General features: G+C 73.0%; 16 protein-coding genes. 8 read left to right on the top strand and 8 right to left on the bottom strand.

Going from position 1 to position 15,634, the window contains the following annotated elements; translation table 11 throughout:
- The first annotated feature begins 44 nt into the window (after nucleotides 1-44).
- The 3 genes from ACIQV3_RS10415 (at nucleotide 45) to ACIQV3_RS10405 (ending at nucleotide 2,903) form a co-directional block, all read left to right on the top strand.
- Nucleotides 45-1,490, top strand: coding sequence for a DUF2252 domain-containing protein (locus tag ACIQV3_RS10415; protein WP_403711748.1), 1,446 nt, complete (start codon nucleotides 45-47; stop codon nucleotides 1,488-1,490).
- A gap of 90 nt (nucleotides 1,491-1,580) precedes the next feature.
- Nucleotides 1,581-2,432, top strand: a complete 852-nt coding sequence (locus ACIQV3_RS10410) for a J domain-containing protein (RefSeq protein WP_403711746.1) — start codon at nucleotides 1,581-1,583, stop codon at nucleotides 2,430-2,432.
- A gap of 126 nt (nucleotides 2,433-2,558) precedes the next feature.
- The gene (locus ACIQV3_RS10405; RefSeq protein WP_112446690.1) at nucleotides 2,559-2,903 is read left to right on the top strand and encodes a rhodanese-like domain-containing protein; all 345 of its coding nucleotides are present in this window, start codon (nucleotides 2,559-2,561) and stop codon (nucleotides 2,901-2,903) included.
- Between the two features lie 28 nt (nucleotides 2,904-2,931).
- Here the strand turns inward: ACIQV3_RS10405 and ACIQV3_RS10400 are convergent, their stop codons facing one another.
- From ACIQV3_RS10400 to paaA, 6 genes are all read right to left on the bottom strand, one after another.
- Entirely contained in the window at nucleotides 2,932-4,074 is a 1,143-nt protein-coding gene (locus ACIQV3_RS10400) for an acyl-CoA dehydrogenase family protein (protein ID WP_403711744.1), read from the bottom strand.
- Nucleotides 4,075-4,189: 115 nt separating this feature from the next.
- Complete coding sequence (locus tag ACIQV3_RS10395) at nucleotides 4,190-5,335, bottom strand: 2Fe-2S iron-sulfur cluster-binding protein (RefSeq protein WP_403711742.1); 1,146 nt, start codon at nucleotides 5,333-5,335, stop codon at nucleotides 4,190-4,192.
- Complete coding sequence (gene paaD, locus ACIQV3_RS10390; RefSeq protein WP_403712287.1) at nucleotides 5,336-5,836, bottom strand: 1,2-phenylacetyl-CoA epoxidase subunit PaaD; 501 nt, start codon at nucleotides 5,834-5,836, stop codon at nucleotides 5,336-5,338.
- The gene (gene paaC / locus ACIQV3_RS10385) at nucleotides 5,833-6,591 is read right to left on the bottom strand and encodes a 1,2-phenylacetyl-CoA epoxidase subunit PaaC (RefSeq protein ID WP_403711740.1); all 759 of its coding nucleotides are present in this window, start codon (nucleotides 6,589-6,591) and stop codon (nucleotides 5,833-5,835) included. The genes paaD and paaC overlap by 4 nt, the downstream gene beginning before the upstream one ends.
- Nucleotides 6,588-6,872, bottom strand: a complete 285-nt coding sequence (gene paaB / locus ACIQV3_RS10380; RefSeq protein WP_254382163.1) for a 1,2-phenylacetyl-CoA epoxidase subunit PaaB — start codon at nucleotides 6,870-6,872, stop codon at nucleotides 6,588-6,590. The genes paaC and paaB overlap by 4 nt, the downstream gene beginning before the upstream one ends.
- Nucleotides 6,869-7,930, bottom strand: a complete 1,062-nt coding sequence (gene paaA, locus ACIQV3_RS10375; RefSeq protein WP_403711738.1) for a 1,2-phenylacetyl-CoA epoxidase subunit PaaA — start codon at nucleotides 7,928-7,930, stop codon at nucleotides 6,869-6,871. The genes paaB and paaA overlap by 4 nt, the downstream gene beginning before the upstream one ends.
- 145 nt (nucleotides 7,931-8,075) lie before the next feature.
- Here paaA and ACIQV3_RS10370 point away from each other — a divergent pair, with 145 nt between their 5' ends.
- The 3 genes from ACIQV3_RS10370 (at nucleotide 8,076) to ACIQV3_RS10360 (ending at nucleotide 10,898) form a co-directional block, all read left to right on the top strand.
- Nucleotides 8,076-8,741: a DUF5819 family protein gene (locus ACIQV3_RS10370; RefSeq protein WP_403711736.1), complete on the top strand. Its 666-nt coding sequence runs from the start codon at nucleotides 8,076-8,078 to the stop codon at nucleotides 8,739-8,741.
- Nucleotides 8,726-9,940, top strand: coding sequence for an HTTM domain-containing protein (locus ACIQV3_RS10365; RefSeq protein ID WP_403711734.1), 1,215 nt, complete (start codon nucleotides 8,726-8,728; stop codon nucleotides 9,938-9,940). Before ACIQV3_RS10370 ends, ACIQV3_RS10365 begins: the two co-directional genes overlap by 16 nt.
- A gap of 193 nt (nucleotides 9,941-10,133) precedes the next feature.
- On the top strand, nucleotides 10,134-10,898 hold the full coding sequence (locus ACIQV3_RS10360) for a TrmH family RNA methyltransferase (protein ID WP_403711732.1): 765 nt from the start codon (nucleotides 10,134-10,136) through the stop codon (nucleotides 10,896-10,898).
- Between the two features lie 3 nt (nucleotides 10,899-10,901).
- Here ACIQV3_RS10360 and paaN read toward each other — a convergent pair whose 3' ends face one another.
- Nucleotides 10,902-12,584: a phenylacetic acid degradation protein PaaN gene (gene paaN / locus ACIQV3_RS10355; protein ID WP_403711730.1), complete on the bottom strand. Its 1,683-nt coding sequence runs from the start codon at nucleotides 12,582-12,584 to the stop codon at nucleotides 10,902-10,904.
- Between the two features lie 154 nt (nucleotides 12,585-12,738).
- On the opposite strand from paaN, the gene ACIQV3_RS10350 reads away from it, so the two are divergent.
- Both ACIQV3_RS10350 and ACIQV3_RS10345 read left to right on the top strand, forming a co-directional pair.
- Nucleotides 12,739-14,322, top strand: a complete 1,584-nt coding sequence (locus ACIQV3_RS10350) for a 3-hydroxyacyl-CoA dehydrogenase (RefSeq protein ID WP_403711728.1) — start codon at nucleotides 12,739-12,741, stop codon at nucleotides 14,320-14,322.
- Complete coding sequence (locus ACIQV3_RS10345; RefSeq protein WP_403711726.1) at nucleotides 14,319-14,906, top strand: TetR/AcrR family transcriptional regulator; 588 nt, start codon at nucleotides 14,319-14,321, stop codon at nucleotides 14,904-14,906. Before ACIQV3_RS10350 ends, ACIQV3_RS10345 begins: the two co-directional genes overlap by 4 nt.
- Nucleotides 14,907-15,020: 114 nt before the next feature.
- Here the strand turns inward: ACIQV3_RS10345 and ACIQV3_RS10340 are convergent, their stop codons facing one another.
- The gene (locus ACIQV3_RS10340) at nucleotides 15,021-15,608 is read right to left on the bottom strand and encodes an Lrp/AsnC family transcriptional regulator (RefSeq protein WP_403711724.1); all 588 of its coding nucleotides are present in this window, start codon (nucleotides 15,606-15,608) and stop codon (nucleotides 15,021-15,023) included.
- Between the last annotated feature and the right edge of the window lie 26 nt (nucleotides 15,609-15,634).

The following is a 15,634-nucleotide window of genomic DNA, read 5'->3' as shown; positions in this document are numbered from 1 at the left end:
GTACGGTCGGGCCGAAATCCGATGGCGATCAGGGGGCGGGGCGCATGACGGCGGTAGCGCAGGAGCGTGGCGTGGGACCGGAGTCGAAGGTACGGATCCCGGCGGTCGAGGGGTTCGCCGTGCGGGCCGGTTCTTCCGCGGTTTCCCCCTCAGTGTCCCCCCGGGAGGCGGGCAAGGCACTGCGCGTGCGGGTGCCCCGGTCGGCGCACGCGCGGTTCGAGGCCCCGGCCGACCGTCCGGACGCGGTGCGGGCGGTGGAGGAGTCCAACGTCGGGCGGGTCGCCGAACTCGCGCCGATACGCACCGGCCGGATGGCCGCCAACCCCTTCGCGTTCCTGCGCGGTTCGGCCGGGCTGATGGCGCACGACCTCTCGGGCGGTCCCGTGACCGGGATCGGCGCGCAGATCTGCGGAGACGCCCACGCGGCCAACTTCGGCCTGTACGGAGACGCGCGCGGCCGGCTGGTCATCGACCTCAACGACTTCGACGAGACGGTCTTCGGCCCGTGGGAGTGGGACCTCAAGCGGCTGGCCACCTCGCTGGTCCTGGCCGGCCGGGTGGCCGGCGCGGACGAGGACACCTGCCGGGCGGCCGCGCACGACACGGCGGGCGCCTACCGGCGCACGATGCGCCTGCTGGCCAAACTGCCGGCCCTCGACGCGTGGAACGCCATCGCGGACGAGGAACTGGTCTCGCACACCGATGCCCGTGACCTGCTGGGCACGCTGGAACGCGTCTCGCAGAAGGCCCGCAACAACACCTCCGCCCGGTTCGCGGCCAAGTCCACCGAGCCGACGCCCGACGGGGGCCGTGCCTTCGTGGACGCGCTGCCCGTGCTGCGCCGGGTCGGGGACGGGGAAGCGGCGGCCGTGGCGGCCGCGCTGGGCCCGTACCTGGAGACCCTCCAGGGCGACCGGCTGCCGCTGCTGGCCCGGTACGCGATCCACGACGTGGCCTTCCGGGTGGTGGGCACGGGCAGCGTCGGCACCCGCTCGTACGTGGTGCTGCTGCTGGACCACCGGGGTGAGGCGCTGGTCCTCCAGGTGAAGGAGGCCAGGCCCTCCGCACTGCTGCCGCACCTGCCCGGGCTCGGCTTCGTCTCCCCGCCGGAGGAGCACGAGGGCCGCCGGGTGGTGGCCGGGCAGAAGCGGATGCAGGTGGTCTCCGACATCCTGCTGGGCTGGACGACGGTGGAGGGGCGGCCCTTCCAGGTCCGCCAGTTCCGCAATCGCAAGGGCAGCGTGGACCCGGCGGCGCTGGCCGCCGAACAGTTCGACGACTACGGGCGGATGACCGGAGCCCTGCTGGCGCGGGCGCACGCGCACAGCGCGGATCCGCGGCTGCTGGCCGGGTACTGCGGCAAGACCGACGAGCTGGACGAGGCCATCGCGGGCTTCGCCGTGGCCTACGCCGACCGGAGCGAGGCCGACCACGCGGTGCTGGTGGAGGCGGTGCGGTCCGGGCGGATCGCGGCGGAGTCCGGGGTCTGAGCGATCGGTCCGAGCAGCCGGGATGTTTCACGTGAAACCGGTCGATGTTTCACGTGAAACACCCGGGCTCGCGGGCCTTAGGCTGGCCGGGTGAGCGAGCAGACTGTTCCCGAAGCGTCCGAGCCCGCGTCCGAGCCCGGCTCCGGCCCCGGCCCCGCTGCCGACGAGCGGCCCGAGGCACGCCTGGAGCGCGCCGTGCGGGCCGCCGAGCAGGCACTGATCGAGTTCGAGATCGCGGTGGAGACCTTCCGGGTGGAGGTGGAGAACTTCTCCCGCCTGCACCACCAGAAGCTCGGACCGATGTACTCGCGGCTCGACGAGCTGGACGCCCTGATCGCCGAGGCGAAGGCGGCGAGGACCGGTGACGCGGAGGACCTGCGCCGTGCGCGCGAGGCCCGCTCGCTGGTGATGCCGATGCCCGGGGTGGACGAGCTGTTCCACGACTGGCTGGACGCGGACGGGATGTCCGACGACGCCTCCGCGATGCTCACGGACCGCGCGGTGCGGCCGCCAGAGCGGGTGCGCCCCTCGGAGGAGGTGCGCCGCCTCTACCGCGAGCTGGTCCGCAAGGCGCATCCCGACCTGGCCCAGGACGAGGCCGAGCGCGAGCGGCGCGACGCGTTCATCGCGCGGGTCAACGCGGCCTACGGACGCGGCGAGGAGCAGGTGCTGCGCGAGCTCGCGCAGGAGTGGGCGGAGGGTCCGGCGCCTGCCGAGCAGCGGCTGAGCGAGAGCGAGGAGCTGTACGAGCGCCTGGAATGGCTCTCGCGCCGCAAGGAGCTGCTGTCGGTGGTGGCCCGGGACCTGGAGGAGAGCGCCATCGGGTCGATGCTGCGGATGGCTCCGGAGGACCCGGACCGGCTGCTGGAGGAGATCGCCGAGCAGCTGCTCGGCGACGTCGAGAAGCGTGAGGCGGAGCTGGCGGCCCTCGCCGCCGAGTGAGGCCCCGGCCGGGCGCCGCCTGGGCCCCGGCCGGCGCCCGGCCGAGGCCGAAGCCGTCGCGGACGGGTCGGCAGGCGGGGTCGGATAGGTTGGCTCAGCTATCCGTGACGAGAGAAGGCGACAGACATGAACTCCGGACCGCTTCCCTCGGTGGCCGCCTCCGCGCTGCCCTCCGAAGCCTTTGTCCTCGACGTTCGCGAGAACGACGAATGGGCGGCCGGCCATGCCGAGGGCGCGCTGCACATCCCGATGAGCGAGTTCGTGGCGCGCATCGGTGAGCTGACCGAGAAGATCGAGGACGAGCGCCCGGTCTACGTGATGTGCCGGGTCGGCGGGCGCTCCGCCCAGGTGGCCCAGTACCTGCGCGGCCAGGACATCGACGCCGTGAACGTGGCCGGCGGCATGCAGGACTGGGAGGCCGCGGGCCGTCCGGTCGTCACCGACGCGGGCGCCCCGGGCTTCGTCGTCTGAGACGGCGGCCCCCGCGGGCCCGGGCGGCTCAGGCGAGGGGGTGGGCGGCCAGCAGGTCGCCCAGTGCCTCCTCGTGGGCCGCGGCCGGGCCGAGCTGGAGCTCCAGCTGCTTGGCCCAGGCGTGGTAGCGGTGCAGCGGGTAGTCGGTGTCGGCGCCGAAGCCGCCGTGCAGGTGCTGCGCCGTCTGCACCACGCGGCGTACGCCCTCGGAGGCCCAGATCTTGGCCACGGCCACGTCACCGGCGCTCGGCAGCGGGCCGCCCGCTCCGCCCGTGGCGGCGTCGAGCCGCCAGGCGGCCTGCCAGAGGGTGACCTCCATGGCGCGCAGATCGATGTAGCGGTCGGCGGCCTGGACGGCCACGGCCTGGAAACTGGCCACCGGGAAGCCGAACTGCTCGCGCTTGCTCGTGTACTGGCTGGTCATGGTGAGCACGTTCTCGCCGAGGCCCAGCGCGAGCGCGCAGGTTCCGGTGGCCAGGAGCTGGCGCAGGTGGTCCCAGGCGTCCGGTGCCTCGATCAGGTGCGCGGCCGGGACCCGTACGCCGTCGAGGGTGAGCTCGGCGAGCCGCTCCCCGCTGGTGGAGTACTGCTCCGCGAGGGACAGGCCGCCGGCGCCCCGGGGGACGAACGCGAGGACCGCCTCGCCCTCCCCGGTGTGGGCCGGTACGGCGGTCCAGTCGGCGCTGTGCGCCCAGGCGACGGCCGTCTGCATGCCCTCCAGGACCCAGGCGTCCCCGTCCCGCCGTGCGGTGACGGCCAGTTCGGCCGGGTCGTGGCCGCTGCGGCCGTGCGCGGCGACGGTGAGGACGAGGCCGCCGTTCCCGGCGCCGGGCAGCAGGGCGCCGGCCAGCTCGGGGCTGCCGTGGGCCTGGACGGCCATGGCGGTGGCGCAGTGCTCCAGCAGCGGCACCCGGGCCAGGACCCTCGCCGCCTCGCGCAGGACCAGGCACAGGGCGATGACGTCGAGGCCGGAGCCGCCGTGCTCCTCGGTGAGGACCAGGCTCAGCAGGTCGGAGTCCGCGAGCTTGGCCCACAGCTCGCGGTCGAACTCCTCGGCCACCGCCCTCGGGGTGAGCGCGGGGCTGGGCACGCCGTCCGGGGCCACGTTCGCGAACACGGCCTTGGCCGCCTCGACGGCGGCCTGCTGCTCCTCGGTGAAGGTGAAGTCCACTGCCTGTCCTCCCGCGTACCCGAATCGTGCTCTGTCTGACGGTGCGTCAAGATAGAACACGTTCTTAAAATTTGACAGGGGGCGGCAGCGGGACCGCGCCGGGCGGAAGCCCGGCTCAGCGATCGAAGTCGATCTCCACGTCCTCCGACACCGGGTGCGACTGGCAGGCCAGTACGAACCCGGCCTCCGTCTCTCGCTCCTCCAGCGCGAAGTTGCGCTCCATCCGCACCTCGCCCGAGACGAGGAACGCCCGGCAGGTGCCGCACACCCCGCCCTTACAGGCGTACGGGGCGTCCGCCCGGGCCCGGAGCACCGCGTCGAGCAGGGACTCCCCGTCGCGCACCGGCCAGGTGCCCGAGCGCCCGTCGAGGCGCGCCGTGACCCGGCCGCTGGTGGCCTCGGCCGAAGCGGTGGACGCGGGGCGCGGGTTGGTGTCCTCGACGTGGAAGACCTCCTCGTGGACCCGGCTCCGCACGACACCGAGGGTGGCCAGCGCCTGCTCCGCCCCCGTCACCAGGCCGTACGGGCCGCACAGGAACCAGCCCGTCACCTCGGTGACCGGCAGCAGGGCGGGCAGCAGCTCCGTCAGCCGCTCCTCGCCGAGCCGTCCGGAGGGCAGCCCGGCCTCCTGCTCCTCCCGGGACAGCACGGTGACGAGCTGGAACCGGTCGGGATGGCGGTCCTTGAGGTCGGCGACCTCCTCCAGGAACATCGTCGAGGCCGCGCTGCGGTCGCTGCGCACCAGGCAGAACCGGGCGTCGGGGCGGGCGGCGAGGAGGGTGGCGGCGATCGACAGCACCGGGGTGATGCCGCTGCCGCCGACGATCGCGGCGTAGTGCGCGGCGGGCGGCGCCGCCGCGGGGTCCAGGACGAACCGGCCCGCCGGGACCATCACGTCCAGGACGTCCCCCGGGGCGATCTCCTTGTGGGCGAAGGAGGAGAACTCCCCGCCCTCCACCAGCCGCACCCCGACCCGCAGCGCGGTGGGACCGGGCCCGTCCGCGGCCGGCGCGGCGGAGCAGATCGAGTAGGTGCGCCGCACCTCCGAGCCGCCCGCTCCGCCCCGGCGCAGGGTGAGGTGCTGGCCGGGGGAGTGCCGGTACTCGGCGCGCAGCTCCGGCGGGACGGCCAGGGTCAGGGCCACGGAGTCCTCGGTGAGCCGGTCGACCGCCGTCACCGTCAAGGTGTGGAACGCGCCGTGGCGCGCGGGGCGCACCGGGTTCGCGGACACCGGTGTGGCTGACGGCGGTGACACGGCCATCTACAGCTCCTTGAAGTGGTCGAACGGTTCACGGCAGGCGGTGCAGCGGCGCAGCGCCTTGCATGCGGTGGAGGAGAACCGGCTGAGCAGCTCGGTGTCGGTCGATCCGCAGTTCGGGCAGCGGACGGACAGGGTGAGCGGGACCGGTCCGCCGGCGGCGTGCGGCCGCGGCGGGGCGATGCCGAACTCCGCCAGTTTGCGGCGGCCTTCGGCGCTGATGTCATCGGTGGACCAGGCGGGGGCCAGCACGGTCCGGACATGGACCTCCGCTATGCCGTGGTCGGTCAGGACCCGCTCGATGTCGGCGGACATGGCCTCGATGGCCGGGCAGCCGGTGTAGGTGGGGGTCAGGGTGACCTCCACGTGGCCGTCCTCGTGCATCCGTACCCCGCGCATCACGCCGAGCTCGGCGAGGGTGAGCACGGGCAGCTCCGGGTCGGGGACGGAGCCGGCCAGCGCGGCCAGCTCCACCTCCAGCCGGGTCTGCTCGGCGCTGGTCACCACGATGCCCCCGGGTGGCTGCGGTGCAGGTGCTGCATCTCCGCGAGCAGCCGGCCGAAGGACTCGGTGTGCAGTCCCTGCCGGCCGGCTCCGGCGGCCCAGGCGCCGTGCCGGGCCCCCTGCGGCAGTTCCAGTCCGGCCCGCTCCAGTACGCCTCCCAGCGCGGCCAGCCAGCGGCCTTCCAGGGCGGCCCAGTCGAGCTCGTCGACCCCCGCCACCGGCCGGAACATCTCCCCGGTGTACTTCCACAGCCCGTCCAGGCCGGCCCGCATCCGGCGCCGGCTCTCCTCGGTGCCGTCGCCGAGCCGCAGCGTCCACTGCTCGGCGTGGTCGCGGTGGTAGGCGGTCTCCTTGACCGCCTTGGCGGCGAGCGGCGCGAACGGGCCGTCGCCGCGCGCGAGTTCGCCGTAGAGCTCGTGCTGGTAGAGCGAGAAGTAGAGCTGGCGCGCGATGGTGCGGGCGAAGTCGCCGTTGGGCTGCTCGACCAGCTGGAGGTTGCGGAAGGACCGCTCCTCGCGGAGGTAGGCCAGCTCGTCCTCGTCGCCGGCCGTCGACAGCAGGACGCGGGCCTGGCCGAGGAGGTCGAGGGCGATGTTGGCCAGGGCGACCTCCTCCTCCAGGACGGGCGCGTGGCCCGCCCACTCGGCGAGGCGGTGCGAAAGGATCAGCGCGTCGTCGCCGAGGGCCAGGGCCGCCGCCACGGCGTCCGTTCCCGGTGCGGTGCTCGTCTCGGTGCTCGTCCCGGTGCTCGTCACAGGTGCTGCACCCCCTCGGGGATCTCGTAGAAGGTGGGGTGCCGGTAGGGCTTGTCGGCGGACGGGGCGAAGAACGGGTCCCGCTCGTCCGGGGAGGAGGCGGTGATCTCCGTGGAGGGCACCACCCAGATGGAGATGCCCTCGCCGCGCCGGGTGTAGAGATCGCGGGCGTTGCGCAGGGCCATCTCCGCGTCGGGGGCGTGCAGGCTGCCCGCGTGCGTGTGCGAGAGGCCGCGCCGCGAGCGGACGAACACCTCCCACAGGGGCCAGTTCCGCGTCATACCCGAGCCTCGCTTCCGATGGTCGCCGCGGCGGCCGTGGCCGCCGCCTGCTTCTCCGCATACGCCGCGGCCGCGTCGCGCACCCAGGCGCCTTCCTCGTGCGCCGTGCGGCGCTGCCCTATCCGCTCCTCGTTGCACGGGCCGTTGCCCTTGAGGACCTCCCAGAACTCCGCCCAGTCGATGGCTCCGAAGTCGTGGTGCCCGCGCTCCTCGTTCCACTTCAGGTCCGGGTCGGGCAGGGTCAGCCCCAGCGACTCGGCCTGCGGGACGGCGATGTCCACGAAGCGCTGGCGCAGGTCGTCATTGGTGTGGCGCTTGATCCGCCAGGCCATCGACTGCGCGGAGTGCCCCGATTCGGCGTCCGGCGGGCCGAACATCATCAGCGAGGGCCACCACCAGCGGTCCACGGCGTCCTGGGCCATCGCGTGCTGGGCCTCGGTGCCCCGGGAGAGGGCGAGGAGCAGCTCGTACCCCTGGCGCTGGTGGAAGGACTCCTCCTTGCAGATCCGGACCATGGCCCGTGCGTACGGCCCGTAGGAGCAGCGGCAGATCGGGACCTGGTTGGTGATCGCCGCGCCGTCCACGAGCCAGCCGATCGCGCCCACGTCGGCCCAGGTCAGCGTGGGGTAGTTGAAGATCGAGGAGTACTTCTGCTTCCCGGCGTGGAGCTTGTCGAGGAGCTCGTCGCGGCTGGTGCCCAGGGTCTCGGCGGCGCTGTACAGGTACAGGCCGTGGCCGGCCTCGTCCTGGACCTTCGCCATCAGGATCGCCTTGCGGCGGAGCGAAGGCGCGCGGGTGATCCAGTTCGCCTCGGGCTGCATGCCGATGATCTCGGAGTGGGCGTGCTGGGCCATCTGGCGGACCAGGGACGCGCGGTACTCGTCGGGCATCCAGTCGCGCGGCTCCACCCGCTCGTCGGCCGCCACGGCCGCGTCGAAGGCCGCCGCGAGCTGCGCGCCGAGGTCGGCGCTCACGCCGATCCCCGCGTCTCGCGCGGTGTCCTGCTTCGCGGTCCGGCCCCCCGTCCCCGATGTCGCTGCCGGGGTCACTGCCACCATCACGGCCCCCTGTCAGAGGTCTCTTCCCGCCTTGTCCCGACCGACCGACCGATCGTTCGGTTCATCCTCTTCAATGGTGGGACGAGGGCCCGTAGGGTGTCAACCTCTGTGGTCAACCCTGTGGACACCGGATGATCGGGGCGGGATGGATTCGAACGCGCGCGAGCCCCTCCCGGAAGCGGCTCCGCCCCCGCCCAGGGCGCCCGGAATCGCGGGCCTGTCCACCCCGTACCGGGTCGTCACGGCCCTCGCCCTCGGGGCGGTGGCGGTGGCCGCCTGCTTCCACCTGGCCCTCGTCTTCCTGCACGTGGCCCCGTCCAACACGGTCAGCAAGCGCAACGCGGGCCTGATCGACTACTGGATCTACCCCGAGTTCGAACAGAACTGGAAGCTCTTCGCCCCTAACCCGCTCCAGCAGAACATCGCCGTGGAGGTGCGCGCGGAAGTGCGGACGGACGACGGCCGACTGGTGACGGGCAACTGGCGCGGGCTGTCCGCCGAGGACGGCGCGGCCATCCGCCACAGCCTGCTGCCGAGCCACACCGAGCAGAACGAGCTCCGCCGGGCCTGGGACTTCTTCACCGCCTCCCACGACGAGGACAACAAGTCCACCGGCGACCGCGGCGAACTCGCCGAGGAGTACCTGCGCCGGATCGCCCTGGACCGGCTGGAGCCCGGTCGGGTCGCGGAGGGCCGGATCGTACGGATCCAGGTGCGCGGGGCGACGACGGAGGTCGCCGCGCCCCCGTGGTCCGACGAGAAGGCCGACACCCAGACGTACTACCGGGAGCTGCCGTGGTGGACGGTGTGACCGGGTCCGGCGCGAAGGGGCTCAAGGCCTCCGGAGGGCGTGCGCTGGCCCGGGTCAGCGGGCAGGCGCTGGGCCCGTACCAGAGCGCCGTGGTCCGCATCGGATTCGCCGGGACCTGGCTGTTCTTCCTGCTGCGGGAGTTCCCCCACCGCCACGAGCTGTACGGGCCGGACGGGCCGTGGAGCTGGGAGCTGGCGCGGCGGCTGATCGACTCGAACCACGCCTTCACGGTGCTGATGTGGTCGGACTCGGCGCTCTGGTTCGAGATCGTCTACGCCGTGGCCGTGCTGTCGTCCGCCCTGCTGATGCTGGGCTGGCGCACCCGGGCGACCTCCGTGGTGTTCATGGTCGGCGTGCTGTCCCTGCAGAACCGCAGCGTCTTCATGGGCGACGGCGGGGACAACGTCATCCACCTGATGGCGATCTACCTGGTGCTGACCCGGTGCGCGCGGGTCTGGTCACTGGACGCCCGCCGCGCCCGCCGCCTCGGCACGGCCTCCGCCGGGCCGGCGGGGCCGGCGCTGTGGGGCGCGCTCGGCGCGGTGCTCGCGTACGGGGCCGTGACCGGGGGGTTCAGTACCGGCTGGATGATGTTCTTCGCGGCCCTGTGGGTGCTCGCCGCGCTGTGGTGGACGGTCGACCGCTACGAGCCCGGGGGGGAGGGGCGGGCCGTCCTCGACGTGCTGGCCAACCTGCTGCACAACGCCGGGATGCTGGTGATCATGGTGGAGGTCTGCCTGATCTACGCGACGGCCGGCTGGTACAAGATCCAGGGTTCGCGGTGGCAGGACGGCACGGCGCTGTACTACCCGCTGAACCTGGACTACTTCACCCCGTGGCCAGGTGTCTCGGCCTTCCTCGCGAGCAGCGGGACGGTGGTGATGCTGCTCTCGTACGGGACGGTCGCGGTGCAGGTGGCGTTTCCGTTCACGCTGTTCAACCGGCGGATCAAGAACGTGCTGCTGGCGCTGATGATGCTGGAGCACGCGGGGATCGCGGTGTTGCTGGGGCTGCCGTTCTTCTCGCTGGCGATGATCGCCGCCGACGCGGTGTTCCTGCCGACCGGGTTCCTGGTGTGGCTCGGGGCGGTGGTCGCTGCGCGGCGGGTGCGGTGGGGGCGGGCTGTTCCGGACCCGGAGACCTGTGCGGATCCGGAGCCGGATCCGGAGCCTGCGCTCCCCAGCGCCGTCCCGCGCTGAGGCCGGCCCTGCGGGGCGTGTCCCCTACCCGCCCTTCCACCGTTCCCCGGGGCTGCGCCCCGGACCCCCCTGGGGCTCCGCCCCAGACCCCGCTCCTCAAACGCCGGAGGGGCTGGATCGGGCCGGAGGGGCCGGAGGGGCTGGATTGGGGCGGCGGGGTTGGGTTTGGCCGGGGGACCGTAGGGTCGGCGGTATGAGTGAGCAGCGCGGGAGCGTCGACGAGACCGAACGGCAGTGGCGGGAGGCCGTCGCGCGGGAGGATCTGGTGCTCCTCGACGGGTTCCATGCCCTGAAGCACGCCCTGCGGTTCGGGGCGGACGTGCGGATCGCCGTCGCCGACGACCCGGAAGCCGTACGGGGCCTCGCGCACGAGCTGGCCGGGGACGTGGAGGCGGACGTGGCGCGGCTCGTGCGCGAGGCTCCGCTCAAGGGGCTGCTGGCGCGGGTGCACCCCACCGGGGTGGCGGCCCTCGCGGTCCGGCCCGGGCGGGCCGAGGGACGGGCCCGGCTCGACGCACGGCCCAGGACGGCCCCGATCGTGCTCCTCGACAACCCGCGCAACCTGGGCAACGTCGGAGCCGTCGTCCGGCTCGCCGCGGGCTTCGGTGCCACCGGCGTGGTGACCAGGGGGGATCTGGACCCCTGGCACCCCAATGTGGTCCGGGCCGGCGCGGGGCTGCACTACGCCACCACCGTGGACCGGGTGGAGCTCGCCATGCTGCCGCCCGGCCCGCTGTACGCGCTCGACCCGGAGGGCGAGGACATCCGCGCCCTCACCCTCCCGGACGAGGCCCTGCTCGCTTTCGGCTCCGAACGCCACGGCATCTCGCCCGAGCTGCGCGCCCGCGCCGATCACCTGGTGTCCCTGCCGATGCGGCCGCAGGTCTCCAGCTACAACCTGGCCACCAGCGTGGCCATGACCCTCTTCCACTGGGGCGGGCCCGAGGAGAGCTCCTAGGGATCAGCCCTGGCGGCGGACCTCCACCACGCGGAAGCGGTTCGACACGAACGCCCCGTCACACAGCGCGGCGTTCGCCGCCGGGTTGCCGCCGGAGCCGTGGAAGTCGGAGAAGGCCGCGGTCTGGTTCACATAGACCCCGCCGGTCAGGTTCAGCGAGAGCTGCGCCGACTCCTCCAGGCAGACCTCCTCGATGGCCCGCTCGGTGTCCGCGGACGTGGTGTACGCCCCGACCGTCATGGCGCCCTTCTCGCGGACGGTGCGCCGCAGCAGTGCGAGGGCGTCCGCCGTGGAGTCGACCGCCACCGCGAAGGAGACCGGGCCGAAGCACTCGGAGAGGTAGGGGGCGGAGTCGTCCGGCTTGGCCGAGTCCAGCTTCACCATCACCGGGGTGCGCACGACCGCGCCCGGGAAGTCGGGGTGCGTGACCTCGCGCGAGGCCAGTGCGACCTCGCCGAGCCCGGCCGCGGCCTCCAGGCGGGCCTTCACGTCCGGGTTGACCAGGGCGCCGAGCAGGGCGTTGGCCCGCGCGTCGTCGCCGAGCAGACCGCCGATCGCGCCCGCGAGGTCCGAGACCACCTCGTCGTAGGACTTGTGCCCGGCGTCGGTCTCGATGCCGTCGCGCGGGATCAGCAGGTTCTGCGGGGTGGTGCACATCTGGCCGCTGTAGAGGGAGAGGGAGAAGGCCAGGTTGGACAGCATGCCCTTGTAGTTGTCGGTGGAGTCCAGGACGACGGTGTTCACGCCGGCCTTCTCCGTGTAGACCTGCGCCTGGCGGGCGTTGGTCTCCAGCCAGTCGCCGAACTCGGTGGACCCGGTGTAGTCGATGACCTTGATCTCGGGCCGGACGGCGAGCTCCTTGGCGATGCCCTCGCCGGGCCGCTCCACGGCCAGCGCGACCAGGTTCGGGTCGAAGCCGGCGTCGGAGAGGACCTCGCGGGCCACCTGGACGGTCAGCGCCAGCGGGAGCACGGCGCGCGGGTGCGGCTTGACCAGCACCGGGTTGCCCGTGGCCAGGGAGGCGAAGATGCCCGGGTAGCCGTTCCAGGTGGGGAAGGTGTTGCAGCCGATCATCAGGGAGATGCCGCGCGGGACGGCGGTGAAGGTCTTGCCGAGTTCGAGGGGGTCCTTCTTGCCCTGCGGCTTCGACCAGTCGGCCTGCCCCGGGACGCGGGTCTGCTCCTCGTAGGCGTAGGCCACCGCTTCCAGACCGCGGTCCTGTGCGTGCGGGCCGCCCGCCTGGAACGCCATCATGAAGGCCTGGCCGCTGGTGTGCATGACGGCGTGCGCGAACTCGTGCGTCCGCGCCGAGATCCGGGCCAGGATCTCGATGCAGACCAGGGCGCGCGCCTCGGGCCCGGCGTCCCGCCAGGCGCCCATGCCGGCCCGCATCGCGGGCAGCAGCACCTCCGGGTCCACGTGCGGGTACTCGACGCCGAGCTCCACGCCGTACGGGGAGGTCTCCGCGCCCGTCCAGCCGTCGGTGCCGGGCTGTCCGAGGTCGAGCCGGGTGCCGCGCAGCGCCTCGAAGGCGGCGAGGCCGTCGGCCGGCGCGGTCTCCCCGTACGCCTTGGGGTGCTCGGGGTGCGGGGACCAGTAGGCGCGGCTGCGGATGGTGGCCAGCGCCTGGTCCAGAGTGGGCCGGTGCTTGGCGGACAGCTGGGGGACGGTGAGCTCGGCGGCCATCAGGGACCAACTCCTCTTTGAGCCGGGCGGGATCAGGCGATCGGGGCAGGCAAGGGATGAACAAGAGCAGACTGGAGTTAGAGTAACCGAACGATCGGTCGGGACAAGAGGGCCCGGCAGGCCTGTGGACAAGTCGGTGCGGGAGGATCTGGGCATGACAGCAATCGAGCGGTCCCGCACAGTGGCGGTCGTCGGCGCCGGCACCATGGGACAGGGCATCGCCCAGGTCGCCCTTCTCGCAGGTCACCGCGTGCTGATCTACGACATCAACGCCGCGCTCGCCTCCGACGCGGTCGGGTTCGTCCAGGACCGGGTCGAACGGATGGCCGCGAAGGGCCGGCTGGACCGTGCCGAGGCCGAGGCCGCGATCGGCCGGATCGGTTCCGCGTCCGCGCTCTCCGATCTGGCCGAGGCCGCCCTCGTCGTGGAGGCGGTCGTCGAGGACGTCACCGTCAAGCGGGCGCTGTTCGCGGCGCTCGAAGAGGTGGTTTCGCCGGACACCTTGCTGGCCACCAACACCTCCTCCCTCTCCGTCACCGAGCTCGCCGCCGGACTCGCGCACCCCGGCCGCTTCCTGGGCCTGCACTTCTTCAACCCGGCCCCGCTGCTGCCGCTGGTCGAGGTGGTCTCCGGGTTCTCCACGGACCCGGCCGCCGCGAGCCGCGCGTACGCCACCGTCCTGACCTGGGGAAAGACGCCGGTGCGCTGCGCCGACACCCCGGGCTTCATCGTCAACCGGATCGCTCGGCCCTTCTACGCCGAGGCCTTCGCGGTGTACGAGGAGCAGGGCGCCGACCCGGCCACCATCGACGCCGTGCTCCGCGAGAGCGGCGGCTTCAAGATGGGCCCCTTCGCGCTGACCGACCTGATCGGCCAGGACGTCAACGAGGCCGTCACCCGCTCGGTGTGGGAGTCCTTCTTCCGCAGCCCCAAGTTCACCCCGTCCCTCGCGCAGCGCCGGCTGGTCCAGTCGGGCCGCCTCGGCCGCAAGTCGGGCCACGGCTGGTACCCGTACGGCCCGGACGCGAAGGCCCCGGCCCCGCACACCGCGGCCCCCGGCGACCCGTCCGACGCGCCCGCGAAGGTGACCGTCGTCGGCGACCTCGGACCGGCGGCCAGCCTCCTCGACCTGCTGGAGGAGGCCGGGATCGAGGTCACGGCCGCCCCGCACGGGGGCCCGTACATCCAGCTGCCCGGCGAGGGGCAGCTCGTGCTCGCCGACGGCAAGACGGCGATCGAGTTCGCCGACGTCGTCTATTTCGACCTCGCCTTCGACTACCGCGACGCCACCCGGATCGCGCTCTCCGTCAGCGAGGACACGAGCGAGCGGACGCTCCGAGAGGCCGTCGGGCTGTTCCAGAAGCTCGGCAAGAAGGTCTCCGTCATCGGCGACGTGCCGGGCATGATCGTCGCCCGGACGGTCGCGATGCTGATCGACCTCACCGCCGACGCCGTCGCACGCGGGGTCGCGGGCGCCGAGGACATCGACACGGCGATGCGGCTCGGGGTCAACTACCCGGTGGGCCCGGCCGAATGGCACGACCGGCTGGGCCGCGACTGGGCGTACGACCTGCTGCACCACCTCGACGAGCGGTGTCCCGGCGGCCGGTACGCGCCGTCGCTGGCGCTGTACAAGCTCGGCTACGCGGCGGGCGACGACGAGGTCGACGACGCGGGCGACGACGCGGGCGACTCCGGCCACGACGAGGCCGACGACGAGGCGGGGGAGTCGGAATGACCACGGCCAAGCGGGACACGTACACGCCCGAGACGCTCCTGTCCGTCGCCGTCCAGGTCTTCAACGAGCGCGGCTACGACGGCACCTCGATGGAGCACCTCTCCAAGGCCGCCGGCATCTCCAAGTCCTCGATCTACCACCACGTCGCCGGCAAGGAGGAGCTGCTCCACCGCGCCGTCAGCCGGGCCCTGGACGAACTCTTCGCCGTCCTGGCGGAGCCGGGGGCGATACGGGGCCGCGCGGTCGAACGCGTCGAGTACGTCACGCGCCGCACGGTCGAGGTCCTCGTCTCGGAGCTCCCCTACGTGACCCTGCTGCTGCGGGTCCGCGGCAACACCCGTACCGAGCGCTGGGCCCTGGAGCGCCGCCGCGAGTTCGACCACCAGGTCGCGGAGCTGCTGAAGGCCGCCGCCGCCGAGGGCGACCTGCGGGCGGACGTGGACATCCGGCTCGCCACCCGGCTGCTCTTCGGCATGGTCAACTCCCTGGTGGAGTGGTACCGCCCGCACCCCGGCACCACCCCCGACCAGCTCGCGGACGCGGTGGTCAGCATGGCCCTGGACGGCCTGCGCACCCAGCGCTGAAGCCGGACACGGGAGCCCGTCCGTTCCGGGTCCCCGCCCGGGACCTGGGAACCGCACGAGGACCTGCCCCCCTTCGGGCCGCACGGGTCCTGGACGGCCCCCTGGGGGTGGACCTCAGTCCTCGGCGATCGTGGGGCCGGCGGTCTGGTCGCGGGCCAGCAGATCCGTTTCTTCGAACACCAGCAGGGTGCGCGTGGAGAGCACCTCCGGGATGGACTGGAGGCGGGTCAGGACCAGCTCGCGCAGGGTGCGGTTGTCCGGGGTGTGCACCAGGAGCAGGACGTCGAAATCGCCGCTGACCAGGGCGATGTGGGCGGCGCCGGGGAGCTCGCGGAGCTGTTCGCGGACCGTGCGCCAGGAGTTCTGGACGATCTTCAGGGTGATATAGGCGGAGGCGCCCTGACCCGCGCGTTCGTGGTTGACGCGGGCGGTGAACCCGCGGATCACCCCGTCGTCGATGAGCCGGTTGATCCGGGCGTAGGCATTGGCCCGCGACACGTGGACCTGCTCGGCGACGGAGCGTATCGAGGCGCGGCCGTCCGCCTGGAGCAGGCGCACGATCGACCGGTCGATCGGGTCGAGGGGGCGGGGCGGCGCCGACGGCGGCCCAGGGGCTACCGACGGTACGGGCGCGCCCCCGAGCGCGCCCCCCGCCGGGGAGGTCGCCCCGGAACCCGCTCCGGCCATTTGTTCATCCGTCATCGCCCGATGCCTGCCTCTCCTGGACG

This window comes from Streptomyces sp. NPDC099050, assembly GCF_044759865.1.
Taxonomy (GTDB): domain Bacteria; phylum Actinomycetota; class Actinomycetes; order Streptomycetales; family Streptomycetaceae; genus Streptomyces.
The sequence above is the reverse complement of the archived record's forward strand: the minus strand, read 5'-3'. Positions and strand labels throughout refer to the sequence as shown.

Coding starts and splice junctions, on each gene's coding strand:
- ACIQV3_RS10395 (WP_403711742.1), bottom strand. CDS start 5,335: ATGGCCGTGTCACCGCCGTCAGCCACACCGGTGTCCGCGAACCCGGTG.
- ACIQV3_RS10350 (WP_403711728.1), top strand. CDS start 12,739: ATGACAGCAATCGAGCGGTCCCGCACAGTGGCGGTCGTCGGCGCCGGC.
- paaB (WP_254382163.1), bottom strand. CDS start 6,872: ATGACGCGGAACTGGCCCCTGTGGGAGGTGTTCGTCCGCTCGCGGCGC.
- paaA (WP_403711738.1), bottom strand. CDS start 7,930: ATGGTGGCAGTGACCCCGGCAGCGACATCGGGGACGGGGGGCCGGACC.
- ACIQV3_RS10360 (WP_403711732.1), top strand. CDS start 10,134: ATGAGTGAGCAGCGCGGGAGCGTCGACGAGACCGAACGGCAGTGGCGG.
- ACIQV3_RS10405 (WP_112446690.1), top strand. CDS start 2,559: ATGAACTCCGGACCGCTTCCCTCGGTGGCCGCCTCCGCGCTGCCCTCC.
- ACIQV3_RS10345 (WP_403711726.1), top strand. CDS start 14,319: ATGACCACGGCCAAGCGGGACACGTACACGCCCGAGACGCTCCTGTCC.
- ACIQV3_RS10415 (WP_403711748.1), top strand. CDS start 45: ATGACGGCGGTAGCGCAGGAGCGTGGCGTGGGACCGGAGTCGAAGGTA.
- paaN (WP_403711730.1), bottom strand. CDS start 12,584: ATGGCCGCCGAGCTCACCGTCCCCCAGCTGTCCGCCAAGCACCGGCCC.
- ACIQV3_RS10340 (WP_403711724.1), bottom strand. CDS start 15,608: ATGACGGATGAACAAATGGCCGGAGCGGGTTCCGGGGCGACCTCCCCG.
- ACIQV3_RS10370 (WP_403711736.1), top strand. CDS start 8,076: ATGGATTCGAACGCGCGCGAGCCCCTCCCGGAAGCGGCTCCGCCCCCG.